At 63.1% G+C, this 25,755-nt stretch carries 19 protein-coding genes; 15 read left to right on the top strand and 4 right to left on the bottom strand.

Going from position 1 to position 25,755, the window contains the following annotated elements; genetic code table 11:
* The first annotated feature begins 386 nt into the window (after window positions 1-386).
* The 7 genes from GSQ75_RS18110 (at window position 387) to GSQ75_RS18135 (ending at window position 12,970) form a co-directional block, all read left to right on the top strand.
* Entirely contained in the window at window positions 387-1,658 is a 1,272-nt protein-coding gene (locus GSQ75_RS18110) for an efflux RND transporter periplasmic adaptor subunit (protein ID WP_158756285.1), read from the top strand.
* Window positions 1,645-1,809 carry a hypothetical protein gene (locus GSQ75_RS19085; protein ID WP_216840708.1) on the top strand — a complete coding sequence of 55 codons (165 nt, stop codon included), beginning with the start codon at window positions 1,645-1,647 and terminating at the stop codon, window positions 1,807-1,809. Before GSQ75_RS18110 ends, GSQ75_RS19085 begins: the two co-directional genes overlap by 14 nt.
* Window positions 1,810-1,824: 15 nt before the next feature.
* Window positions 1,825-5,058: an efflux RND transporter permease subunit gene (locus GSQ75_RS18115; protein ID WP_158756286.1), complete on the top strand. Its 3,234-nt coding sequence runs from the start codon at window positions 1,825-1,827 to the stop codon at window positions 5,056-5,058.
* A gap of 153 nt (window positions 5,059-5,211) precedes the next feature.
* Entirely contained in the window at window positions 5,212-8,343 is a 3,132-nt protein-coding gene (locus GSQ75_RS18120; protein ID WP_158756287.1) for an efflux RND transporter permease subunit, read from the top strand.
* Window positions 8,344-8,502: 159 nt separating this feature from the next.
* On the top strand, window positions 8,503-8,763 hold the full coding sequence (locus GSQ75_RS18125) for a hypothetical protein (RefSeq protein WP_158756288.1): 261 nt from the start codon (window positions 8,503-8,505) through the stop codon (window positions 8,761-8,763).
* Window positions 8,764-9,439: 676 nt separating this feature from the next.
* On the top strand, window positions 9,440-11,665 hold the full coding sequence (locus GSQ75_RS18130) for an NADP-dependent isocitrate dehydrogenase (protein WP_158756289.1): 2,226 nt from the start codon (window positions 9,440-9,442) through the stop codon (window positions 11,663-11,665).
* A 219-nt stretch (window positions 11,666-11,884) separates the two neighbouring features.
* Window positions 11,885-12,970: a TraB/GumN family protein gene (locus GSQ75_RS18135; protein WP_158756290.1), complete on the top strand. Its 1,086-nt coding sequence runs from the start codon at window positions 11,885-11,887 to the stop codon at window positions 12,968-12,970.
* A 7-nt stretch (window positions 12,971-12,977) separates the two neighbouring features.
* Here the strand turns inward: GSQ75_RS18135 and GSQ75_RS18140 are convergent, their stop codons facing one another.
* Window positions 12,978-13,925: an aldo/keto reductase gene (locus GSQ75_RS18140; protein ID WP_158756291.1), complete on the bottom strand. Its 948-nt coding sequence runs from the start codon at window positions 13,923-13,925 to the stop codon at window positions 12,978-12,980.
* A 78-nt stretch (window positions 13,926-14,003) separates the two neighbouring features.
* Window positions 14,004-14,183, bottom strand: a complete 180-nt coding sequence (locus GSQ75_RS18145; RefSeq protein WP_158756292.1) for a hypothetical protein — start codon at window positions 14,181-14,183, stop codon at window positions 14,004-14,006.
* A gap of 109 nt (window positions 14,184-14,292) precedes the next feature.
* Between GSQ75_RS18145 and GSQ75_RS18150 the strand changes: the two genes are divergently transcribed.
* The 4 genes from GSQ75_RS18150 (at window position 14,293) to GSQ75_RS18165 (ending at window position 17,998) form a co-directional block, all read left to right on the top strand.
* Complete coding sequence (locus GSQ75_RS18150) at window positions 14,293-15,213, top strand: LysR substrate-binding domain-containing protein (RefSeq protein WP_158756293.1); 921 nt, start codon at window positions 14,293-14,295, stop codon at window positions 15,211-15,213.
* Window positions 15,214-15,284: 71 nt separating this feature from the next.
* Entirely contained in the window at window positions 15,285-16,397 is a 1,113-nt protein-coding gene (locus GSQ75_RS18155) for an S-(hydroxymethyl)glutathione dehydrogenase/class III alcohol dehydrogenase (protein ID WP_158756294.1), read from the top strand.
* Window positions 16,398-16,514: 117 nt separating this feature from the next.
* On the top strand, window positions 16,515-17,438 hold the full coding sequence (locus GSQ75_RS18160) for a methyltransferase (protein WP_158756295.1): 924 nt from the start codon (window positions 16,515-16,517) through the stop codon (window positions 17,436-17,438).
* 23 nt (window positions 17,439-17,461) lie between these two features.
* Window positions 17,462-17,998 (top strand): pseudouridine synthase, encoded by a 537-nt coding sequence (locus GSQ75_RS18165; protein WP_158756296.1) that lies wholly within the window; start codon window positions 17,462-17,464, stop codon window positions 17,996-17,998.
* A gap of 9 nt (window positions 17,999-18,007) precedes the next feature.
* Here GSQ75_RS18165 and GSQ75_RS18170 read toward each other — a convergent pair whose 3' ends face one another.
* A complete protein-coding gene (locus GSQ75_RS18170) occupies window positions 18,008-18,796 on the bottom strand; it encodes a TatD family hydrolase (protein WP_158756297.1) in 789 nt (262 codons plus the stop codon).
* Window positions 18,797-19,301: 505 nt separating this feature from the next.
* Between GSQ75_RS18170 and GSQ75_RS18175 the strand changes: the two genes are divergently transcribed.
* Both GSQ75_RS18175 and GSQ75_RS18180 read left to right on the top strand, forming a co-directional pair.
* The gene (locus tag GSQ75_RS18175) at window positions 19,302-19,751 is read left to right on the top strand and encodes a hypothetical protein (protein WP_158756298.1); all 450 of its coding nucleotides are present in this window, start codon (window positions 19,302-19,304) and stop codon (window positions 19,749-19,751) included.
* Window positions 19,748-21,748, top strand: a complete 2,001-nt coding sequence (locus GSQ75_RS18180; RefSeq protein ID WP_158756299.1) for a PA domain-containing protein — start codon at window positions 19,748-19,750, stop codon at window positions 21,746-21,748. The genes GSQ75_RS18175 and GSQ75_RS18180 overlap by 4 nt, the downstream gene beginning before the upstream one ends.
* Before the next feature lie 641 nt (window positions 21,749-22,389).
* Here GSQ75_RS18180 and GSQ75_RS19265 read toward each other — a convergent pair.
* Window positions 22,390-22,557, bottom strand: a complete 168-nt coding sequence (locus GSQ75_RS19265; RefSeq protein WP_254058646.1) for a hypothetical protein — start codon at window positions 22,555-22,557, stop codon at window positions 22,390-22,392.
* Between GSQ75_RS19265 and GSQ75_RS18185 the strand changes: the two genes are divergently transcribed.
* A complete protein-coding gene (locus GSQ75_RS18185; protein WP_254058647.1) occupies window positions 22,556-24,421 on the top strand; it encodes a S8 family serine peptidase in 1,866 nt (621 codons plus the stop codon). The genes GSQ75_RS19265 and GSQ75_RS18185 overlap by 2 nt on opposite strands.
* 79 nt (window positions 24,422-24,500) lie before the next feature.
* Window positions 24,501-25,755: ESPR-type extended signal peptide-containing protein (locus GSQ75_RS18190; protein WP_256369810.1), on the top strand; the 1,255-nt coding region annotated here is incomplete at its 3' end.

Below are 25,755 nucleotides of genomic sequence, written 5' to 3' on the forward strand. Positions count from 1 at the left end.
GCGGATGGATGGTGTGGATGCCCTGTCACCGCCAGACCCGTGATCCGGTGCGGACTGGCAACCAGTCGCGGATTATAAACGAAGCGCGCGGCAAGTTTCAGGCCTTCGTGAGAGTACCTGACGATGCCGGCCGGGTTCCGTACAATCGGCCGGCAGCCTGAGAGTACGTGGCGTGGGCCGTTCACCCTGCCATCGGTCATGCCCGACCCCTGTCAACCGGCATTGTCAAAGTTCGTTCAACTGCCCCTATGCTCTCACCCCGAGAGGAGTCGTTCGGACTTTGTCCAGGCGGGTGAAGCCGACAAGCTCCGGACACATTAGATATGCATGCTGCGTGGTGGTGTGCCGGGTAGCCGCGCGGTTCCAGTTCAGTCCAGGAGTTTTACATGTCGCGTTTTTGGAAGATCGCATTGATCGTCATCGCCGTGATCGTGGTGGTCGCGATCGGCTTCCGGTTGCTGCACACGCCGGCGGCAACCAGTGGCAGGCATCGGCATGGTGCGAGCGCAGATGCAAGCGCTGATTCGAGCAAGAGCGGGCAGGCGGGCCAGGACAAGGACAATGCACCGGTGCCGGTCACGGTCGAGCCGGTGGTGAGCGAGAGCGTGCCGATCTACCTGACCGGACTGGGTACCGTGCAGGCGCTCAACACGGTGACGATCAGCTCGCAGGTCGCCGGACAGATGATGAGCATCAACTTCACCGAGGGCCAGTCGGTGAAGAAGGGCGATCTGCTGGCGCAGATCGATCCCCGCACTTTCCAGGCGAACTATGACCAGGCGGTCGCCAAGCAGAAGCAGGACCAGGCCCTGCTCGCGACCGCGCAAAGCACACTCAAGCGCAACCAGGCGCTGGTGGCCAGCGGCTACGTGGCGGCGCTGGACATGGATACCTACCGCAACAACGTGGGGCAGCTGGTCGCCACGGTCGCTGCCGACGAGGCTGCGATGCATTCGGCCAAGGTGCAGCTGGATTTCACCCGCATCATCGCGCCTTGCGATTGTGTCACCGGTATCCGCAGCGTGGATCCGGGCAATGTGGTGACCACCACCACCGCCATCGTCACGCTGACCCAGGTGCATCCGATCTACGTGATCTTCTACCTGCCCGAGCAGAACCTGGAAACCGTGCGCAATGCGTTCAAGGGCGGCGCCCAGCTCGAGGTGGCGGCGCTGGATCGCACCGACTCGCATCCACTCGCCGGCGGCGGCGTGCTGCAGGTGATCGACAACCAGATCGACACCACCACCGGCACGTTCAAGCTGCGCGCGCAATTCCCGAATGCCGACAACGTCCTGTGGCCGGGACAGTTCGTCAACGTGCAGCTGAAGGTCAGCACCACGGCCGGTGGCCTGGTGATCCCGGCGCAGGCGGTGCAGCGCGGTCCGGATGGCGACTACGTCTACCAACTGCAGGACGACCAGACGGTGAAGATGCAGCCGGTCACGGTGGCCAACGAGGTGGGCGCCAGCAAGGTGATGATCAGCAAGGGTCTGGCCGTGGGTGAGCAGGTGGTCACCGAAGGTCAGTTCCGACTCAAGCCCGGCAGCAAGGTGCAGGCGCTCAAGCCCGGCGAAGTGCCGGCGGCGCCTTCCGCGGCCGAGTTGCAGAAATCCAAGCAGAACGGCCAGAAGGGCGGCCGCCGTGGCGGTGGCTGACAAGTCCAGCCACGCGTTGCAGGTGATCACGGCGTACCCGCCGATCACCTGCAACGACTGGTTTTCGCGAAACCTGTATTTGCGCCGGCTTGATTCGCCCGGATTTTATTCAGTACATCCATTGCTGGTCGCCCACGACCACGCCTACTGACGGTTGCGACGCCCCATGGGATTTTCGACACTCTTCATTCGCCGGCCGATCGCCACCTCGTTGCTGATGGTGGCGATCCTGTTGCTCGGCATCCTCGGCTACCGCCAGCTGCCGGTGTCGGCGTTGCCGGAGATCGAGGCGCCCAGCCTGGTCGTGAGCACGCAGTATCCGGGTGCCAGCGCCGCCACCATGGCCTCGCTCGTCACCACGCCGCTGGAGCGCAATCTCGGTCAGATTTCCGGTCTGTCGATGATGACCTCCGATTCGTCGGCCGGTCTGTCGACGATCGTGCTGCAGTTCAACATGGATCGCGACATCGACATCGCGGCGCAGGACGTGCAGTCGGCGCTCAACCAGGCACGCGGCACACTGCCCAGCACGCTGCCGTATCCGCCGGTGTACAACCGGGTGAATCCGGCCGATGCGCCGATCCTCACGCTGGAACTGACTTCCACCAGCCTGCCGCTGCGTGACGTCAACAATTACGCCGATTCGATCCTGGCGCAGAAACTGTCGCAAGTGCAGGGCGTGGGCCTGGTCTCGATCGCCGGCAATGTGCGCCCGGCCGTGCGCGTGCAGGTGAATCCGGCGCAGCTGGCCAACCTCGGCCTGACCATGGAGGACGTGCGCAACGCGCTCACCGAGGCCAACGTGAACGCGCCCAAGGGCACGCTCAACGGCGCAACGCAGAGCTACAGCATCGGCACCAATGATCAGCTGGCCACTGCCGAGGAATACAAGAACACCATCATCAGCTATCAGAACAACTCGGCGGTGCGTCTGTCCGACGTGGCCAGCGTGGTGGATGGCGCGGAGAACGACCAGCTCGCCGCATGGGCGAACGGCAAGCCGGCGGTGCTGCTGGATATCCGCCGCCAGCCCGGCGCGAACATCGTGCAGACGGTGGAATCGATCCGCCAGATCCTGCCGCAGCTGCGCGCGGTATTGCCGGCCAACGTGCATCTGGATGTGTTTGCCGACCGTACGGTGACGATCCGCGCCTCGGTGCATGACGTCGAGTTCACCCTGCTGCTGACCATCTTCCTGGTGGTGGCGGTGATCTTTGTGTTCCTGCGCCGCCTGTGGGCCACGATCATCCCGTCCGTCGCGGTGCCGCTGTCGCTGCTGGGCACGTTCGGCGTGATGGCGTTCACCGGCATGTCGCTGGACAACCTCTCGCTGATGGCGTTGACCGTGGCCACCGGCTTCGTGGTCGACGATGCGATCGTGATGATCGAGAACATCGTGCGCTACATCGAGCAGGGCAAGGACGGCAAGGAAGCCGCCGAGATCGGCGCGCGGGAGATCGGCTTCACCGTGCTGTCGCTGACCGTGTCGCTGGTGGCGGTATTCCTGCCGCTGCTGCTGATGCCCGGCGTCACCGGCCGCCTGTTCCACGAATTCGCGTGGGTGCTGACCATCGCGGTGACCATCTCGATGCTGGTATCGCTGACCCTGACGCCGATGATGTGCGCGTATCTGCTCAAGGCCGACCAGCTGCCCGAAGGCGACGATGCGCATGAGCGTCATGCCGCGGCCGGCAAGAAGAATCTGTGGACGCGCACGGTCAACGTCTACGAAGGCTCGCTGGACTGGGTGCTCGATCACCGTCCGTTGACCATGCTGGTAGCCGCCGCCGCGGTAGTGCTTACCGTGTTCCTGTATATCGTGATCCCCAAAGGCCTCCTGCCTGAGCAGGACACCGGCCTGATCACCGGCGTGGTGCAGGCTGACCAGAACGTGGCGTTCCCGCAGATGGAGCAGCGCACCCAGGCGGTGGCCGATGCACTGCGCAAGCAGGCTGGCGTGGCCGGCGTGGCGGCCTTCATCGGTGCCGGCTCGGTCAATCCGACCCTGAACCAGGGTCAGCTCAGCATCGTGTTGAAGGATCGTGGTGACCGCGCCAGCCTGGACACGATGGTGGAGAATCTGCAGGCCGCCGCGGCGGGCATTCCAGGCATCGCGCTGTATCTCAAGCCGGTGCAGGACGTGACGCTGGACAGCCAGGTGTCCGCCACCGAATACCAGTACTCGATGTCCGATGTGAACGCGGCCGAGTTGTCCGGTTATGCCAACCAGATGACCCAGGCGATGCGCCAGCGACCGGAACTGTCCGATGTCGGCAACAACCTCGCCGACCAGGGCACCGCACTCAAGCTGACCATCGATCGCGACAAGGCCAGCCGGTTGGGTGTGCCGGTGCAGACGATTGACGACACGCTGTACGACTCGTTCGGCCAGCGCCAGATCTCGACCATCTTCACCCAGCTCAACCAGTACCGCGTGGTGCTCGAAGTGGCGCCGCAATTCCGCAACAGCACGTCGCTGCTGAACCAGCTGGCGGTGAAGAGCAACGGCAGCGGTGCGCTGACCGGCAGCAATGCAACCAGCTTCGGTCAGGCTGCCTCGAGCAATTCGTCCACCAGTACCGGTATCAACGTCGCCAATACCGGCGTCATCATCGGCACCGGCAGCATCATCCCGATCGCCTCGCTGGCGACGTCCGAGATCACGACCGCGCCGCTGGTGATCAGTCACCAGCAGCAGCTGCCCGCGGTGACGGTTTCGTTCAACCTGGCGCCGGGCTATTCGCTGTCGGAGGCGGTGGATGCGATCCACGATATCGAGAAGCAGATGAACTTCCCGGCGCAGGTGCGTGGTCAGTTCATCGGCAAGGCGGCGGAATTCTCCTCCAGCCTCGGCGACGAGGTACTGCTGCTGCTCGCCGCGATCATCGTGATCTACATCGTGCTGGGTGTGCTTTACGAGAGCTACATCCATCCGCTGACGATCATCTCCACGTTGCCGCCGGCGGGTGTCGGCGCGCTGCTGGCGCTGATCATGTGCGGCATGAGCCTGTCGGTGGATGGTATCGTCGGCATCGTGCTTTTGATCGGCATCGTCAAGAAGAACGCGATCATGATGATCGACTTCGCGATCGAGGCGAAACGTACCGGCATGAACGCGCATGATGCGATCCGCCGCGCCTGCCTGCTGCGTTTCCGTCCGATCATGATGACCACCGCCGCGGCGATGCTCGGTGCGTTGCCGCTGGCACTCGGCAACGGCATCGGTTCGGAACTGCGTCGTCCGCTGGGCGTGTCGATCGTCGGCGGCCTGTTGCTGTCGCAGCTGGTGACGCTGTACACCACGCCGGTGATCTACCTGTACATGGAACGATTCTCCGACTGGCTCGCCGAACGCCGCGAACAGCGCGCCCTCAGGCACGCGAAGCAGGGCGTGGCGTGATCTTGCCCGCAGGGCACCCGGCACATGGAAATGCAGGTGCCCGATCATTCTCGTCCCGGCTCAACCTTTTCGCGGTATCTGCGTTAGCAGCGTGATGGGCTCTTCGCGCGCCATCGGGAATACCGTGATCCGTACTTTGGTCAAGCCAGTTCCATGAATATTTCCGGCCCGTTCATCCGCCGTCCGATCGGTACCTCGTTGTTGGCGATCGGCGTCTTCGTGGTCGGCGTGATCTGCTACGCGCTGCTCGGCGTGTCCGCGCTGCCGGACATGCAGTTCCCGGTGATCTTCGTGCAGGCCAGCCAGGCTGGTGCCAGTGCGGACAACATGGCCTCCACCGTCGCCGCGCCGCTCGAGCGCCACCTGGGCCAGGTGCCGGGCATCGATACCATGCGTTCGTCCAGCTCGCTGGGCAGCACGCAGGTGCTGCTGATGTTTGACACCAGCCGCAACCTGGATTCCGCGGCGCGCGATGTGCAAGCAGCGATCAATGCGGCGCAGGCGGACCTGCCATCAGGACTCAACAGCCCGCCCAGCTACGAGAAGGCCAATCCGAACGACGACCCGATCATCGCCTTTGCGCTGACTTCGGAAACCCAATCCGCGCGTGATCTGTATGACGTCGCCGATTCGCTGCTGGCGCAGCGGCTGCGCCAGCTCGAGGGCGTCGCTTCGGTGGATATTGCCGGCGCGTCGACGCCGGCGGTACGCGTCGATGTGAACCTGCGTTCGCTCAACGCGATGGGTTTGTCGCCGGACAATTTGCGCAACGCGCTGACCGCGGCCAACGTGACCTCGCCACAGGGTTTCCTTTCCGACGGCACCACCACGATGTCGGTGACCGCCAACGATGCCCTGCACAATGCTGCCGATTTTGCCGGACTGGTCATCTCGAACCAGAGCGGCGTGGTGGTGCGCCTGTCCGACGTGGCCAACGTCTACGACGGCCAGCAGGATGCGTATCAGGCGGCCTGGTTCCAGGGCAAGCCGGCGATCCTGATGTACGTCTACAAGCAGTCCAATGCCAACATCATCGGCACGGTGGACCGGGTCAAGGCGGCCATTCCCGAACTGCGCGGCTTCCTGCAGCCCGGCACCAAGCTGACCCCGTATTTCGACGGCACGCCGACCATTCGCGCGTCGTTGCACGAGGTCCAGGCCACGCTGCTGATCAGCCTGGCGATGGTGGTGCTGACGATGGCGCTGTTCCTGCGCCGGCTCGCGCCCACGCTGATCGCGGCGGCAGCGGTACCGTTGTCGCTGGCCGGTGCGGCGATGCTGATGTACATCCTCGGCTACACCCTCAACAACCTCACCCTGCTGGCGCTGGTCATCGCGATCGGGTTCGTCGTCGACGATGCGATCGTTGTGATCGAGAACATCGTGCGGCATATCGACCAAGGCATGACGCGGATGCAGGCAGCGCTGACCGGTGCGCGCGAGATCGGCTTCACCATCGTGTCGATCACCGGCTCACTGATCGCGGTGTTCATCCCGCTGCTGTTCATGGGCGGCATCACCGGCATGTTCTTCAAGGAGTTCACGATGACGCTGGTGGCAGCGATCGTGATCTCGGCGGTGGTCTCGCTGACGCTGACGCCGTCGATGTGCGGCCACTTCATGCGCGGACATCGCGAAGCAGCAGAATCGTCACGCTGGGGTCTGGCGATCGACCGTTTTCACGAACGCATGCTCGCGGTCTACGTGCGGGCGCTGAATTTCTCGCTGCGTCATGCCTTGCTGCTGTCGCTGACGCCGTTGATCCTGATCGGTATCACGATCTTCCTGTTCACCCAGGTCAAGACCAGCCTGTTTCCGCCGCAGGATACCGGCCTTATCCGTGGTCGTGCGACGTCGGGCGCCACGGTATCGTTCCAGGATTCGGTGACTCGCCAGCAGCGCCTGATCGACATGCTGCTGAGGGACCATGATGTGGCCACGGTGGGTTCGCGCCTGGGCAGTAGCCGACAGGGCGCCAGTGGCTTCTTCGACATCCAGCTGAAGACCCATGCCGAAGGCCGCAAGGACGACACGTTCGCGGCCTTGGCGCGGTTGAGTGCGAAGGCCGCCAAGTATCCTGACCTGAACGTACGACTGCGCCCGATCCAGGACCTGCCCAGTTTCAGTGGCGGTGGCACCAGCCAGGGTGCGCAGTATCAGATCTCCCTGCAGGGCGATGATCTGACCGAGCTGCAGGAGTGGCTGCCGAAACTGGTCACCGAACTGAAAAAGAATCCCAAGCTGATGGATGTCGGCAGCGACGTGGACGATGCCGGCCTCGAGCAGGACATCGTGGTCGATCGCGACAAGGCTTCGCGACTGGGGTTGTCGATGGGCACCATCGATGGTGCGTTGTACGACGCGTTCGGCCAGCGTCAGGTATCGACGATCTACTCCGACCTCAACCAGTACAAGGTGGTGATCAACGCGCTGCCGAACCAGACCGCCTCGCCGGCCTCGCTCGACAGCACCTACGTGCAGTCGACCAGCGGCAAGATGATTCCGCTGACCGCGTTCGCACACCAGAAGGCCGGGCTGGCACCGACCCAGGTCAGCCATGAAAACCAGCAGACCACGATGGACCTCAGTTTCAACGTGGCACCCGGCGTGAGCCAGGGCGAGGCGTTGCAGGTGATCCAGGCCACCGCCAACAACATGCGCATGCCGGGCGACATCAAGCTCAATGTGGGTGGCGATTTTCGTCGTTTCCAGCAATCACAGAGCGGCATGCTGTGGCTGGTGCTGGGTGCGATTCTCACCGTCTATATCGTGCTTGGCATGCTCTACGAGAGCCTGATCCACCCGGTGACGATCCTGTCCACGCTGCCGGCGGCTGGTGTCGGCGCACTGCTGGCGTTGTGGCTTACCAATACCGAGTTGTCGGTGATCGCGCAGATCGCGATGGTGCTGTTGATCGGCATCGTCAAGAAAAACGCGATCATGATGATCGACTTCGCCCTCGTCGCCGAACGTGAGCACGGCAAGAGCCCGCTGGAAGCCGCGCGCGAAGCATGCATCGTGCGCTTCCGGCCGATCATGATGACGACGATGGTGGCGATCCTCGCCGCGTTGCCGATCGCGATCGGGCTGGGTGAGGGTTCCGAGCTGCGTCGTCCGCTCGGCATCGCGCTGATCGGCGGCCTGCTGATCTCGCAAAGTCTCACCCTGCTCAGCACGCCAGCGCTGTACGTGATCTTCTCGTGCCTGGCGGCGCGCTGGAAGAGCTGGCGGGTGAGCCGGCAGGAGCGTGCACGGGCGCGCCGGATCGTCAGTGTGCGCGGGTGATGTACCGCTTGCGGGAGGTCGATCCTGAACCGGCCCTGATGATGGTTTGTATGCGCGGCTTTGCCTTCATGCACACGGCTTGTTAACCCCATGCTGGGTATCACTGGACACCTTCCACAAATGCACACGCGTTTGTTCGCCCGAAGCAGGAGATTTACGATGAAGATGACTCGCCATGCCCTGATGTACACCGTCTCGCTGGCCGCCATATTGGCTCTGAGTGCGTGTGGCAAGACCGACGAATCGGCCTCGCAGGTACCCGCGACGCCACCCCCGGCGGCCACCGCGGCTGCGCCGGCCATGGCGCCCAGCTCCTCCACCCAGTCACCGGCGCCCAGTGGTTCCGCGATGACCCCGATGAACAGCGGTTCTTCTGCGCAACCACCTGTCAGCAGCGGTACTGCAGGCTCGGGGAGTTAAGGCAGCGCGAACGCAGCCGGGATTCCAGTCGGATGGCAGGCAAGCTGCCACCGAGTCCGTTTCGACGGTCGAATTCCTGAGGTGATTCAAAACAGGAACGCGGCTTGGCTGCGTTCCTGTTTTCGCGTTGTGACGTGAATTACCGCTCGCGTGACGGGCGGTAATTCACAGCGTGTCGGCCATCAGCGTCGACGCGGTGGTTTCCCGTTGCAGCGATAGGCCAGTGCAGGCGTGGAACTGTCCAGCCAACTGCCGATGTAGCCCTGCCCGTTCGGCTGGCGTGCGATCAAACCCATGCAATCCCACGTGGTGCCGCAGGGCCACGCTCACCAGCTGCGGATCTTTCACCTCCGAGTGCCGGCGGCTGTCGCACTGCCAGAATACCGCGGCCCACCTTCCTCTGGCCGGCGTGTCTTGTCGCAAGCAAAGGGTCGTGCCGTCACCAAGCGGCTGATTCAAGCCATTCGCAGCGAACTACAGGCGACGTGGCCTGTGCTTTCCCCTACCCGGCGAAAACGCGACAATAGGAGGCTTTCGTGCACTCCGATCAACCTTGCCATGGCGGCATTGGATGACCCGGTCGCCGCGGGTGTGGCGTATGCCATGCATCTGCGGCCCGGCCCAAGCGGCAGCGCCCCATTCCTGAAATGTCGTAGCAGAGAGGTCCATACAGACAATGTCCACCACGCCAAAGATCATCTACACGCTGACGGATGAAGCGCCGTTCCTGGCCACGCAGTCTCTGTTGCCGATCATCGCCGCGTTCACCGGCACCGCCGGCATCAAGGTGGAGACGCGCGACATCTCGCTGGCCGGCCGCATCATTGCGCTGTTTCCGGAGTTCCTGAAGGACGATCAGAAGATTGCCGATGATCTGGCCGAACTGGGTCAGCTCGCCACCACGCCCGAGGCGAACATCATCAAGCTGCCGAACATCAGCGCCTCGATGCCGCAGCTCAAGGCCGCGATCAAGGAGCTGCAGCAGCACGGTTATGCGCTGCCGGACTATCCGGATGAGCCGAAGGACGCGGCGGAAAAGGACATCAAGGCGCGCTATGACCGGGTCAAGGGCAGTGCGGTGAATCCGGTGCTGCGCGAAGGCAACTCCGATCGCCGCGCACCGACCTCGGTCAAGAACTACGCGCGCAAGCACCCGCACAAGATGGGCGCATGGAGCAAGGATTCGCAGACCCACGTGTCGCACATGGAGGGCGGCGATTTCTACGGCACCGAGAAATCCGTCGTCGTCGAGCAGGGTGGCAACGTCAGCATCGAATGGTTCGGCAAGGACGGCAGCCACACCGTGCTGAAGCCGAAGACCGCCTTGCTGGCCGGCGAGATCATCGACGCCGCGGTGATGAGCAGGCGCGCGCTGGCCAGTTTCATCGATGCGCAGATCGCGGATGCGAAGAAGCAGGGTGTGCTGTTCTCGGTGCATCTGAAGGCGACCATGATGAAGGTCTCCGACCCGATCATGTTCGGCGTGGTGATCAGCGAGTTCTACCGCGATGTGCTGGTGAAGCACGCGGCGGTGCTGAAGCAGGTCGGCTTCAATCCGAACAACGGCATCGGTGACCTGTATGCACGCATCACCTCGCTGCCGGAAGCACAGCAGGCACAGATCAAGGCCGACATCGACGCCGAGTACGCGCAGCGTCCGGGTCTGGCGATGGTCAATTCCGACAAGGGCATCACCAGCCTGCACGTGTCCAGCGACGTGATCATCGACGCGTCGATGCCGGCGATGATCCGCGACTCCGGCAAGATGTGGAACGCGCAAGGCAAGTTGCAGGACATCAAGGCGGTGATCCCGGATCGCAGCTACGCCGACGTCTATCAAGTGGTGATCGACGACTGCAAGGCGCACGGTGCGTACGATCCGGCGACCATGGGTAGCGTGCCCAACGTCGGCCTGATGGCGCAGGCGGCCGAGGAGTACGGTTCGCACGACAAGACCTTCCAGATCGCCGCCGACGGCGTGGTGAAGGTGATCGACGAAGCCGGCACCGTGCTGTTGCAGCACGAGGTCGAGGCGGGCGATATCTGGCGCATGTGCCAGACCAAGGATGCGCCGATCCAGGACTGGGTGAAGCTGGCGGTGAGCCGCGCGCGGCATACGCCGGCGGTGTTCTGGCTGGATCCGCAGCGCGCCCACGACGCGCAGATGATCAGCAAGGTCGAGCGTTATCTGAAGGATCACGACCTCAGCGGTCTGGACATCCGCATCATGGATCCGGTGGCCGCCACGCGCTTCTCGCTGGAACGCATCCGCCAGGGGCTGGACACGATTTCCGTCACCGGCAACGTGCTGCGCGATTACCTGACCGACCTGTTCCCGATCATGGAACTGGGCACCAGCGCCAAGATGCTCTCGATCGTGCCGCTGATGGCCGGCGGCGGCCTGTTCGAAACCGGTGCCGGCGGTTCTGCGCCCAAGCATGTGCAGCAGTTCCTGGAAGAGGATTATCTGCGCTGGGATTCGCTGGGCGAATTTCTCGCACTGGCGGCGTCACTGGAACATCTGGGCAGCCGCTACGGCAGTGCCGAGGTCGACGTGCTGGCCAAGACGCTGGACAAGGCCAATGGCAAGTTCCTCGACAACAACAAGTCGCCGTCGCGCAAGGTCGGTGAACTGGACAACCGCGGCAGCCATTTCTACCTGGCGCTGTATTGGGCGCAGGCGCTGGCCTCGCAGGAGTCGCATCCCACCTTGAAGGCAAGGTTCGCGCCGCTGGCCAAGGCGCTGCAGGAGAACGAGGCGAAGATCGTCGCCGAGCTCAATGGCGTGCAGGGCAAGCCGGTGGATATCCAGGGTTATTACCATCCGAACCTGAAGCTGGTCAGCCAGGCCATGCGTCCGAGCGCGACGTTCAACGCCGCGCTGGCAGCTCTTTCCGCGTGAGGCAAGTTGCGTTGGGGTAAGCGTCGTACGCTGGAGCAACAGTGAGACGGGGTGCCTTGCGGCGCCCCGTTTTTATTTTGGCCGTTGCCGCCAGCTGGACAAGGTGTCCGGCTGGCGTGCCAGAAGTTCCCCGAGCCGCATGCCCACGCGCGGTTCCGGCTACGTCCGAGTCAGCATGGTCCTGACACAATGCATGCTTCCGAGAATGGAGCGTCACCGATGCGTCTGCCCTGCGTTGCATTCCTGTTCGCCCTGAGTGGCCTGACGCCGGCGTTCGCCCAATCGACGGCATCCACCGCACCGCCACCACCGCTGCCTTCGGATGTGGCCGAGCTCGCGACCGTGGTGGTCAGTGGCGTGCAGCCAGGTCCCGGCCTGTGGAAGGTGTCCAAGGGCGGTCATGTGATGTGGGTGCTGGGCACGCTGTCACCGTTGCCGCAGAACATGCAGTGGCAGTCGCACGATCTGGAAAAGATCATCAGTCAGTCACAGCAGGTGCTGTTGTCGCCCACGCTGCAGCTGAAGGCCAACGTCGGTTTCCTTGGCAAGCTCTTCCTGCTCCCGTCGGCCTATAGCGCGCGCAAGAACGACGATGGCGAAACCCTGCAACAGGTTTTGCCGCCGCCGGTGTATGCGCGCTGGCTGGTGCTCAAGCAGAAGTACATCGGCGACGATCGGGGTATCGAGCGCTGGCGGCCGATCTTCGCGGCGCAGGAGTTGTACAAGAAGGCGATCCAGTCCAATGGACTGAGCAAGACCGGCGGGGTTCCGACGACCATCAATACGCTGGCCACACGTTACGGTGTCAAGCAGGTCTCGACGGACTACCAGGTCGTCATCGAGCATCCGGGCGCGGCGATCAAGGCGTTCAAGAGCTCCGCACCACGCGACACCACCTGTTTCATCCGTACGCTGGACAGCGTCGAGCAGGACATGCCGGCGATGAAGGCGCGTGCTAACGCCTGGGCCACCGGCGATCTGCAGGCCTTGCGCGAACTGCCCGACAGCGACCGACGCGACGCCTGTGTCTCGGCTGTCGCCAGTGCCGGGTTTGCGCACACGCTTGGGCTCGATGATGTGCCGGCCAAGCAACAGGCGGTCTGGATCGCTGCAGCGCGCGCGGCGCTTGCCAGCAACGCGCAGACGTTTGCGATGCTGCCGATGGATGAATTGCTGAAACCGGACGGCTATCTGGCCAGCTTGAAGGCGGACGGCTATCAGGTCGAGTCGCCGGAAGACCAGGATGCTGATCCTGCCTCCGGCAGCAGTGCCGGCGCTCCCGCGAACGCTGGCACCTCGCCGTAGTTGGTGATCAGCCCGCGCTGACCAGATCCAGTTGCGCGATCTCGTCAGGACTCAGTTGCAACGAAGTAGCACCGAGCAGTTCGTGCAGTTGTTCCACGCTGGTGGCGCTGGCGATCGGTGCGGTGATACCGGGTCGCGCGATCAACCACGCCAGCGCGACTTGTGCCGGCGTGGCGTGGTGGGCAGCGGCGATGGCGTCGAGGGCGGCGAGCACCTGCAGGCCACGCGGGTTCAGGTACTTTTTCACTGAGCCGCCGCGTGCACTGCTTCTGGCCAGGTCGGCTTCGCTGCGGTATTTGCCGCTGAGGAAGCCACTGGCCAGCGCGTAGTAGCTGATCACGCCGATGTTCTCTGCACGGATCAGCGGCTCCAGTTCTTTTTCGTAGCTGTCGCGACTGACCAGGTTGTATTCCGGCTGCAGGCTTTCGTAGCGCGGAAGGTTGTGTTGCTTCGATACCGCCAGTGCATCGGCGAAGCGCGCGGCACCGTAGTTGGACGCACCGATCACGCGCACCTTGCCGGATTCGATCAGCCGTGCGAACGCGCCCAAGGTTTCCGCCAGCGGTACGCTGGCATCGTCCTCATGTGCCTGATACAGGTCGATGTGGTCTGTCTGCAGGCGCTTGAGCGAGCCGTCCACGGCCTGGTGGATGTTTGCCGGCGACAGGCCGGGATGCTCCGCCCACTTCGCCACCTTGGTGGCGATCACCACCTGGTCGCGCTTGCCGCTCTGCTTCAGCCAGTTGCCGATGATGGTTTCCGACTCGCCACCGCGGTTGCCCGGCACCCAGGCCGAGTACACGTCGGCCGTGTCGATCAGGTTGCCGCCGGCATCGACGAAAGCATCGAGCAGTTCGAACGAACGCTTTTCGTCGACGCTCCAGCCGAATACGTTGCCGCCGAAGGCGAGCGGGGCGACGGACAACGACGATTTGCCAAGTGGACGCTTGTGCACGGAGGAACACCTCGGACGATGGGGAGTGCCAAGCATGCACGCGTCCGGGCAAAAAGAGCGTGATGTAGCCGGGACGGTTCAGCGCGGCCCGACAAGCCGCGGCCAGATGGATGCACAGCACATCGGCACGATGGCCTTGAGCTTCCTGGCGGCGCCCTTGCGCCGATCCGGCTCGGTACGCGTATCGGGCCGCCAGGCCAGGTCGGTGTGGCTGATGTGACCGTGCAGGAACAGCAGATTTTTCCAGAGCGAGTTCATGGGGAGGCTCCCGGGGGTAGCGCGGTGGCTTGGAGTGTGTTCAAGGTACGCGTGCAGCAGGGCGCAAAAAAGCGATATATTCGCAAGCCAGACTTGAGAGAAATTCAAGATGGGAAAGCTGCCGCTGGGCCTCCTGCAACAGTTTGTGTTGGTCGCCCGGCTGGGCAATCTGTCGCGCGCCGCGGCGCAGGCGAACCTCACCGTCAGCGCGCTCAGTCACCAGATGCGCCAGCTGGAGGAGCGGCTGGAGCGACGCCTGTTCGAGCGCGGGCCGCGCGGGGTGACCCTGACCGTGGATGGCTGCAGCCTGCTCGAGGCGGTGGGCGAGCATTTCGACGGCATCGAACACGCGCTGTCGCGCTATCACCAGCGACGTCACGATGCACTCACGCTCAGCGCCAGCCCCGGCATCATGTCGAGCTGGCTGGTACCACGACTGCCGCGGCTGGTCGCCGTGCATCCGGATCTGGAGCTCAGCCTGCAGTCGAGTTCGGCGCTGGTGAATTTCGAGCGCGAGCCGGTCGATGTCGGCTTGCGCTACGGCCGTGGCAACTGGCCCGGCTTGCACAGCGAACGGCTGTTCGGCGAATGGATCGCACCGGTCGCTGCGCCAGCATTGTTGATGCGGATGGAAGGCGTCGATCCGCGCGACCTGTGGCGCTGGCCGCTGCTCGGGGAGCCGAATTCCTCCACGCGCTGGAGCGACTGGTTCGGCAGCACCGGCGGCACGCCACCGGCACGCTACGTGGCGCAGTTCGACAGCCTCGATGCGTTGCGCCACGCGGCGCTGGAAGGCCTCGGCGTCGCACTGGGGCGGATGGTGACGTCGAAATCGCTGATCGACGCCGGGCGCTTGCAGGTGCTCGGTGATCGATACCTGCGCGTGGAGGAGGCGTACTGGCTGGTATATCCGCCACGTTCGCAAGAGCATCGTGGCTTGCAGCTGTTCCGCGAGTGGCTGTTGGTCGAGGCGGAGGACTACTGCCGGCAGATGTCGGCGTTTCGGCCCGATGACACGGGAGTCGACTGATGCGGTTTCGCAAAGCGGGCGGACGCGTCATCATCGTGAGTCGTTGCAGATCCATCGTCAGGAGTTGAGCCATGAAGTCACGCGCCGCTGTTGCCTGGGAAGCCGGCAAGCCGCTCACGATCGAACAGGTCGATGTCGCCGGACCGAAAGCCGGCGAGGTGCTGGTGCGCATCGTCGCCACCGGTGTCTGCCACACCGATGCATTCACCCTGTCGGGCGCCGATCCGGAAGGCATGTTCCCGGTGATTCTCGGTCACGAAGGTGGCGGCATCGTCGAGGAAGTCGGTGCAGGTGTCACCTCACTCAAGGTCGGCGAACACGTGATCCCGCTGTACACGCCCGAATGTGGTGAGTGCAAATTCTGCCTGTCCGGCAAGACCAACCTGTGCCAGAAGATCCGCATCACCCAAGGCAAGGGCCTGATGCCTGATGGCACCAGCCGCTTCTCGCTCAACGGCAAGCCGCTACTGCATTACATGGGCACCAGCACGTTCAGCGAATACACCGTGCTGCCGGAGATCTCGCTGGCGAAGATCAACAAGGCCGCGCCGCTGGAGAAGGTCTGTCTGCTCGGTTGTGGCATCACTACCGGCATCGGCGCGGTGCTCAACACGGCGAAGGTGGAGCCGGGTGCGTCGGTGGCAGTGTTCGGCATGGGCGGTATCGGCCTGTCGGTCGTGCAGGGCGCGGTGATGGCGAAGGCCGGCCGCATCGTGGTGGTCGACACCAACCCGGCGAAGTTCGAGATGGCGAAGCTGCTCGGCGCCACCGACTGCATCAATCCGAAGGATTGCCCGGATACGCCGATTCAGCAGGTGATCGTCGATCTCACCGATGGCGGCGTGGACTATTCGTTCGAATGCATCGGCAACGTGCACGTAATGCGCGCGGCGCTGGAGTGCTGCCACAAGGGTTGGGGCGAGTCGATCATCATCGGCGTGGCCGGTGCCGGACAGGAAATCAGTACGCGGCCGTTCCAGCTGGTCACCGGGCGGGTATGGCGTGGTTCGGCGTTCGGCGGGGTCAAGGGCCGCTCGCAATTGCCCGGCTATGTCGAACGGTATATGGCCGGCGAGATCCGCATCGATGAGATGATTACCGAGGTGCTACCGCTGGAGCGCATCAACGACGCGTTCGAGCTGATGCATGCGGGCAAGGTGATCCGTTCCGTGATCCACTATTGATAAGCCGCGGCCGTTCCGAATACCGCGCCTACACATGGTTTTCGTCACATTGCATCAAATCTGCACGGCCAATGCGCCAAGGGGTCAACGATGAATCGCGGGACGGGGACAGCAGGGATGGGGGCGGTTCGTGTTGGCGCGCCGCTGGCAGCACTGTTGCTGGCGGCATGTCTGGGCATGCCTGCATCGGCAATGGCACAGGTGGCGTCGGCTGCCTCCGCCGGGCAGGATCAGCCGACCGATGAACTGGTACCGCCGACCAGCGCCAATGACTTCACCTCGGCGCAGCTCGACAGCGTGATCGCCGGCAGCTGGCGTTCACCCGCCAATACGGCGCGTGACGTGTATCGCCACCCCAAGGCCACCTTGCAGTTCTTCGGCATCCGGCCGGATCAGACGGTGATCGAGATCACTCCTGGCGGCGGTTGGTACAGCGAGATCCTGGCGCCGTTGCTACACGACAACGGCCACTACATCGCCGCGGTGCAGGCGCCTGCCGGTGGTGACGAAGCGCGTCGCGATGGCGATGCGCTGCACCAGAAGTTTGCCGCCGACCCGGCGCATTACGGCAAGGCGAAGTTCGTCGAATTCGATCCGAAGGCGCCGGTGTTCGGTGCACCCGGCTCGGCCGACCTGGTGCTGACGTTCCGCAACGTGCATAACTGGGTGATGGCCGATACCGCGCCGGCGATGTTCAAGGCGTTCTTTGCTGTGTTGCGGCCCGGTGGCGTGCTGGGTGTCGTAGATCACCGTGCAGACGACAACGCATCGCTGGCGACCGTGAAGCAGAGCGGCTACCTGCCGACCCGCTACGTGGTGAAACTGGCCACCGAGGCAGGCTTTACGCTGGACGAGAGCAACGAGATCAACGCCAACCCGAAGGACACCAAGGACTATCCGAAGGGCGTGTGGACCTTGCCCCCCACGCTTACGCTGGGTGAGCAGGACAAGGCGAAGTATCAGGCGATCGGTGAGTCCGACCGGATGACCCTGCGCTTCGTCAAGCCATCGGCGCCGGTGCCGGCTACCTCGACTCCCTGAGGTAGCGTGCACGACGCGTCGCTATGCTGATTGCCTTGAACAAGCCGTATGGCGTGCTGTGTCAGTTCACCGATGCTGACGGTCGTCGCACGCTGGCCGAATTCGTCAGGCAAAAGGACGTCTATGCGGCTGGACGGCTGGATCATGATAGCGAGGGACTGCTGCTGTTGACCGATGATGGTCAGCTCGCGCACCGGCTGACCGATCCGCGCCACAAGCAGGACAAGACCTATCTGGTGCAGGTCGACGGCGAGATCGACGAGCCTGCGCTGCAGGCACTGCGTCGCGGCGTGCTGTTGAACGATGGCCCGACCCTGCCTGCGATCGCGGAACCAGCGCTTGAACCGGACTGGCTGTGGCCGCGCGATCCGCCGGTGCGCTTTCGCAAGGCCATTCCCACCAGTTGGCTCAGCCTGACCCTGCGTGAAGGCCGCAACCGCCAGGTACGGCGGATGACCGCGGCGGTAGGCTTCCCGACCCTGCGGCTGATCCGTATGCGCATTGGCGAACACGCGTTGGGTTGTCTGGCGCCGGGCGAAACGAAAGTGCTCGCCGACTGACGCCAGAGGTCATCGCAACCCGAAGAATGCCTCAGCGGCTGCCGTACTGTTCGCTGCCGTGACTTCCGCCGGTTCGCCACGATCGCGCGCGATTTCCTCGCAGATGTGTTTCAGGTACATCGGCTCGTTGCGCCGGTGCGCCGGATGCGGCCGCACGGTGCGTGGCAGCAGGTAGGGCGCATCGGTCTCTATCATCAACCGGTTCGCCGGAATCTCGCGCACCAGTTCGCGCAGATGGGTGCCGCGGCGTTCGTCGCAGATCCAGCCGGTGATGCCGATATGGCAATCCAGTGCCATATAGTCGCGCAGCGCTTCTCCACTGTCGGTAAAGCAGTGCACCACGGCTGCCGGTACCTGGTCGCGATAGCGCCGCAGCAGCGCGATGAAATCGCCGTGTGCATCGCGTTGATGCAGGAACAGCGGCTTCTGCAGATCCACCGCGATCTGCAACTGCCGCTCGAACACCTGCACTTGCACGTCGCGCGGCGAATAGTTGCGGTTGTAGTCCAGCCCGGTCTCGCCGACCGCGCGCACCGAGGGATCCTTCGCAAGCTCACGCAGCAATCCATCAGTAGCGTCGTCGTAGTCGATCGCATGGTGCGGATGTACGCCAGCCGTCGCGAACAGCGTACCTGGATGAGCCTTGGCCAGCGCAAGCGCGTGCGTACTGCCTTCGCGCGAGGCGCCGGTAACGATCATCCGGCTGACCCCATGCGCATGCGCACGTTGCAGTACCGCATCCAGATCGTGATGGAACGACTCATGGCCAAGGTTGGCGCCGATATCAAGTAGCTGCATGGTTTCTGGCCGTGGCACGGCAGCCAATTCTGGCAGTTGTGGGCAAGCGCGCAAGCGCAAGTTGTTTCCGCAACGCAGCATCAATGCGCCGCGGATCATCAGGAAATTGCGTTGACTGACGCAAGAACTTGCTGATAGTTTCGATGATTCGGGATTGGAGGAGATTTCGGAATCTGCGGTTTGGATAGGCGGGGGCGCCAGCGACATCGACGGAGGTGGGGGTTCTGCACCGGGTAGACCGACGGGATGTCGTGGTGGGTCAGGAAGTTCGTGGGCCTGGACGTCGAGTGTGGGAGGCGCGTCGTCAAACGGCCCTGGTGCATTCGAAGCAACGGTTGTCGATGCAGCGCGCAGCGCCACGGGTGCATGTACGCGCATTGGGCGCTCACGCGAACCAGATGCTCTTGTCGACGGAATTTCGGCGCGCAATTCGGGCGTGCGGGATGCGTGCGCTCCAAATTTTCGGTGCCGGCTGACGGTGCCTTTTTCAACGGGAGGGGTTTGCATGATGAAGAACGTAATGACTCAGGCGGCGGCTGTGATACTGACCGGCCTGTTCGCCACCGCGGCGATCGCAACAGACAATAAACCCGTACAGGCTGCGCAACCGGTGGCGGCTTCCGGCGGTTCCATGCAGGTGGCCTTCTTTGATCCGGTCACCAAGCAGTTGCGAGCGCCCACGCCCGAAGAGGCGGCGGCATTCGCCAAGTCGGTTGAACTCAGGCGCCAGCAGCAGGCCTTGCAGCCCAGCACCAGTGGCCGTCCGCGTACCGAGGAGGAGGCGCTCAAGACGCTGCGCAAAGCACGTGTGAACGGCTACAACGTGGAAATAATGGATACCCCGGAAAGCGAAATGAGCTATCTGGTCGGCAAGCTAGATGCGAATGGCCATCTCGTGGTCATGCATCCGGGCGATAGCGTGCAGCATGCCACCGCCGCGGAGGTGTCCCAATGATCCGTCGCAGCAAGCTTTTCAGTGCCCTGCTCATCGCGGGCCTGCTGGGCGCGGCCGGTAGCGCCGCCGCCGCCGACATCCAGATCATCAACTTGGACAAGGCCGGCGTTGGCCTCAACGATACGACGCCAGCCACGCCGGTCGGTGGCAACCAGGGCACCACGCGTGGTCAGCAGGCACAAATCGTCTTCAACTTTGCTGCCTATATGTGGGGCGCCGTGCTCAAGAGCGCCGTGCCCATCAAAGTTGACGCCAATTTCGGCCCGCTCCAGTGCGACGCCAACGGCACCGTGCTGGGTTCGACCGGTACCAATAATTACGGTTCTTTCACCGACAGCACCGTGCCGGCGGGTGCGAAGACGAACCTGTGGTACTCAGGTGCGCTGTTCAATGCGTTTCTGGGTAGCAATCAGGCAACGAAATCCGACATGACGATGTCGTTCAATGGTGCGCTAGGCACCTCCACCTGCCTGCCGGACTCGGGCTGGTATTTCGGCCTCGACGGCAATACGCCGCAGGGCAAATCCAATCTGCTCAACGTGATGCTGCACGAGATGAGCCACGGCCTGGGCTTTGCCGGCCGCACCACGCTCACCAGTGGCGCACTCGTCAGCAGCAGGAACGACATCTATTCGTCATACGTCTACGACAACACCCTCAAGATGAATTGGGGCGACATGACCAACGCCCAGCGCAAGACGGCGGCACTGGACGATGGCAACCTCGTCTTCCGTGGTAGCAACGTCATGGCGGAAGCGCCGCTGGCGCTGGGGCCGCCGCCGGTCGTCAAGGTCACCGCACCCGCCGGCGCCGTGGGTGACTACATTTATGGCGAGGCCTCGTTCGGCCCGACAGCCACCGCGAAGAATTTTTCCGGCACGGCCGTGCTGGGCTTTTCAGGCAGTGACAGCCAGGCTTGTACGGCGTTGACCAATCCGGATGCAGTTGCCGGCCACATTGCGATCGTCGATCGCGGTACCTGCAGCTTCCAGACCAAGGCCTACAACGCGCAGCAGGCCGGCGCCACGGCGGTGCTCATCGCCAACAATGCTGCCGGCGTGATCGGCATGGCAGGCGACGACACGGTCGGGAATGTCACCGTGCCGACCGTGATGGTGAGTCTGGCCGATGGCACCAAGATAAAGGCCAACGTGCCGGCGACTATGGGCCTGGGTATCGGTAGCGGCCTGGCCGGTACGGATTCGACGGGTGCGGTGTTGATCTATGCGCCGACGACGCTCGCCTCGGGTTCGTCGTTCTCACATTACGACACCCGCCTGTCGCCGAATGCGCTGATGGAGTACGCCGAGAGTCCGGACCTGAAGGGTCACATCAATCTGGACCTGACCCCGGCGCTGTTCAAGGACGAGGGCTGGAAGGTCAACGAAACCGGCCAGATGCTGTTGACCTGCAACACCGGTGTGCCGACCTGGATCCCGGGCGGCATCGTGATCGGCGCAAACGTGTATGCCAGTGCCAGGAATATTGCCGCTTCGGCCGCCCATTTCGGCATTTACCGCACGTCGATGCTGACCTATGCAGCCAACCTTGCCACTCAGCAGCTGATCTCGGCGCCGCAAGCCAGCAGCTTGAATGCCTGCCTCAGCGACGCCGAGTTGCATAACCAGTTCAATGCGTGGGGCAACGGCGTGGATGATCCGACCGTCCCGACCGGGCCGGTCGCGATCGAGCTGACCAACGGGATCGCCATGGGTGGTCAGTCGGGCACGGCGGGCAGCGAGACGCTATACACACTGGTCGTTCCAGCGGGTGCGCGTGCGCTGACGACGCGCACCTCTGGCGGCACGGGCGACGTGTCGATGTTCGTGAAGGCCGGTGCTGAGCCGACCACCACGGCATACGACTACGCCTCGGTTCATGCCGGCAACACCGAGTCGGTGGCCGTGAGCAAGCCTGCAACAAGCACGTACTACATCAAGGTGGTGGGTGTGCAGGCGTTCTCTGGTGTCAGCGTGCAGGCCAGCTACGTTCCGTAAGCCAGTCCGTGCGATCCATTGATCGCACGCAGGAGTGAAAGTGCTGGCTCCCGGCATGCCGGGAGCCAGTACGCCCTGGGTGATGGCATCAATGTCGGTCCCGATCATCGTGTGCGGAATTTTCGTGATTTCATGAATAGGCGTATGGACGTCCATTTGTTTTTGATGAATCGATTCTTTTTTTGTGCAAGACATCTCACCGAAGATCGCATATCGCAGGGAATGTGCAATGTCCATCTCGCGCCTGGGGGCATTGCCACAGGATGAGCGGGAAGGCCTGCGCGAACGAAAATCGGCAATCAGGCCAGCAATAAATTGCTGGATCTGCATCGAGGATGCCCCGGGTTCGTGCTGCCCGCAGCCGCCATGATCAGGGGCAATCGCTCCGCCAGCGATCACTGCATTTTCAGCGCAGTGCTGCCCGTGGCAGCACAAATTCCCCTAGCACCTTCTTCTTTGAAAGAAATTGCGGCCAGTCGCATTTTCGCATTGACTATCGCAAGAACATGATGATAGTTTCGCAAGACCACGCGAAGCGAGGCGCACGAAATAACGCAACGTAGCAGTAGCGGGCACATAGGCGTGGGACGGGGGTTCCACGTGGCAAGGCTTTCATGGATGTCTCCATGGAAAGCCACTCATCAAAACTTGGGGATCATCGCAATGGTGAATAGTTTGGGGATCAAGGGATTGTTGGCAGCCTCGATCGCAATGGCTTTTTCCTTTTCGGCTTTTGCAGGCAATGTCGTGCAAGTTGCATCTACCAGTCCGACAGTTGCTGCGAACTTCAATGTCAGTTCGCTGCGCATGGATGGCAGCTACGACCGCTTCATCGTCAGGTATCGCGCAGGCTCAGCCGAGCAGGGCAGTCAGGCCGCCGCCGTGCAGAATATCCAGGCCGCCGTCGCGCGCGCTGGCCGTAGCTACGCGACGTTGTCGATGAACGCACCTGGCGTGAACTACCAGCGGAAACTGGCGACCGGCGCGTATCTGGTGACGACCTCGCGCAAATTGAGCCAGGCCGAAGCTGCGGCATTTATCCAGTCCATTGCAGCTGATCCGGCGGTGGCCCATGTCGCTCCGGACGTACTTCGTCACGCCGTACGTGATATCCCGGCGTCTGACGCGCCGACGGCCTTCACACCCAACGACCCCAACTTCGCGAAGTATCAAACGGACTATCTGCCGGGTGACGGCGCGTTGACGACCACGAATAAGGTTGCCAACTATGGCGGCGCCAATATCACGGGTGCCTGGGATCTCGCCGATGGCACCGGCGCGACCATTGCGATCCTCGATACCGGCATCGTCAAGCATGCCGACATCAATACCTCGCTGGGCGACGCCGGCTACGATTTCATCATTGATTCCTTCGTGTCCGGACGTACCGCCGATGGCCGTGTGGCCGGTGGCTGGGATCTGGGCGATTGGACCACAGGCAGCAAATACACAACCAAGAACGGTGGCTGTGTTGATGCAAGTAACCCGGCCGAAGCCAGCTCCTGGCATGGCAGCCACGTGGCCAGCGCCAGTGGCGCCGAGTACACCAACAACAGTGTCGGCATGGCGGGCATTGCCTACAAAGCCAAGGTAGTTCCGGTCCGTGTGCTGGGCCATTGCGGTGGCTACGACAGCGACATCAATGACGCCATCGTCTGGGCAGCAGGCGGTCATGTGGACGGGATTCCGGACAATCCGAACCCGGCGCAGGTGATTAACATGAGCCTCGGCGGCGACGGTGCATGCTCGGCTGACGATGACGCCGCCATCGCGATTGCCAAGGCGAATGCCCTGGGTGCCACCGTGGTAGTGGCGGCCGGCAACGACGGCGACGATGTCGCCAACAGTTCGCCAGCCAGCTGCCCGGGTGCGGTCACGGTCGCTGCCACTGGTATCACCAGCAGGCTGACCTTCTATTCCAACTACAACAGCCCGGGTGAGAATGTCGTGGCGCTCGGTGCGTTTGGTGGTGGCGTCTATCCCGATGATGCGGCAACCGGCGCGCAGTTGAATCCGGAAGGCTTCGCCTGGCAGGCGATCAACACCGGCACGACCACACCGAAGGCAAGCCCAGGGGGCGATACCTACGGTGGCATGGCAGGTACCTCACAGGCTACGCCGCATGTCACCGGTACGGTGGCGCTAATGCAGAGCGCACGCATTGGTGCGGGCTTGCCCCTGCTGACGCCGGCTGAAGTGCGCAGCATCCTGCAGAGCACGGCCCGTGTGCCTAACGTGGCCCCGGATTCGGCCAAGACCTTTGGAGCCGGCATTCTCAATGCAGGTGCTGCCGTGGCCGCTGCTGCGACGTATGGCACCGGTGGCAATGGTGGCGGCAATCAGGACACCACGATCCCGCTTGTCAACGGCGTCGCGCTGACGGGCCAGTCCGGAGCGACCGGATCCAGCACCGTCTACAAGCTGGACGTGCCGGCTGGTGCGCTTGCACTGACCCTGCGCACGCTCGGCGGCACCGGCAACGTATCCATTTACGTCAAGGCGGGTTCCGTCGGCAGTGCCACCAACTATGACTTCAAATCGGCAACAAATGCCGGCAATACCGAGTCGGTGGCGATCTCGCGTCCGGTGGTTGCGACCTACTACGTCAATGTGGTTGGTGAGGCTGCTTACACCGGCGTGAGCGTCGTCGGTAGCTACGTCGCACCCAAGTAAGCCTCTTCGACGTAGGCAACGCCAGAGACTCCGCATGCGCGGGCGGAGTCTCGCATGCACCGGCAGATGAAACGCCCTAGTGCTGAAGGCGGCTTCAGCAGCAAGCGCGGACTTCATATCCAGCAGTAGCCGGCGCGCAAGTCCGCACCACGTGTATCGAGAGACCTGTCAGACGGCAGGCAAACATCATGTCGTTCGACGCGAGCCTGCTGCGGCAGGTTCGTGCCGGATTCGAAAAATTCCAGTTGGGGGCGGTGTCTTGAACAAGATCTATATTAAGGTGTGGAACAAGTCGTTGGGTATGCTGGTTGTTGCTTCCGAGCATGCCAAAGCCAGGGGTAAGGGCGGCGCATCCAAGCGCCTGCGCGCCTCCGCGGCAACGCTGGCCGTAGGCTTGGCGATGGCCGCAAGCTCAGCTCACGCTGCTGCGGGTGTTTCTCCTTGCGAAGCCCTCTATGCGAGTGGTCACCAGCCGACTGCCACTGGAGAGGATGCCTTGTCTTGTGGTTCCGACGCCAAGGCGGATGGTACGAACACTCTGGCGTTTGGCAGCAATGCTTGGGCGTCTGGTGCGGATAGCGTGGCACTTGGCCTGAACAGTGTTTCCTCCGGCATCAACGCGGTTGCTGCAGGCAATGCTGCAATTGCGAGTGGCTTCTACGCTATCGCCATCGGTGGACATGCGCAGGCCACTGGTGCGCCAGTAGGCGGTTCCGGTCCGGGTTCGACCGCCATTGGCGGGGGTGACACCGCGGCGCATAAAAATGTTGCCGGGAAGGGCAGCATCGCAGTGGGTTTTGGCAGCCAAGCCGATCCGCAAGGTGGCGGTGACAACCAGGGCGGAAGTGCGGTGGGCGTCTATGCCCAGGCCAACAATGGCTCGTACAACACGGCCTCAGGTTACAAGGCTTATGCGAATGCGCCGGGCGTCGGCCCGGACAATGGTGGTTATGCCTTGGCCAATGGCGCGTATTCGAGCGCAAGCGCGGCACAGTCGACCGCGATTGGTAGTGTTGCGAAAGCTACCGCGACAAATTCCTCCGCGCTTGGTTTCGCGGCGCAAGCCAATGCGGACAACAGCGTTGCGCTGGGTGCGGGTGCGCAGGCCGATCGTGTGAACAGCGTATCGGTGGGTACGGCCGGACACGAGCGTCAGATCACCAACGTGGCGGCCGGCACGGCCGGTACGGATGCGGTGAACGTGGCGCAGCTCAATGCACAGACAGCAGCGACGGCAAAGGCGTCGCACCTGTTTGACGCGGACGGTGTGACGGACGGCAGCGAAGATGCGCTGGCGATCGGCAAGCACGCGGTGGCCGGTGGTGCGAGCAGCT

This window comes from Dyella sp. S184, from assembly GCF_009766065.1.
Taxonomy (GTDB): domain Bacteria; phylum Pseudomonadota; class Gammaproteobacteria; order Xanthomonadales; family Rhodanobacteraceae; genus Rhodanobacter.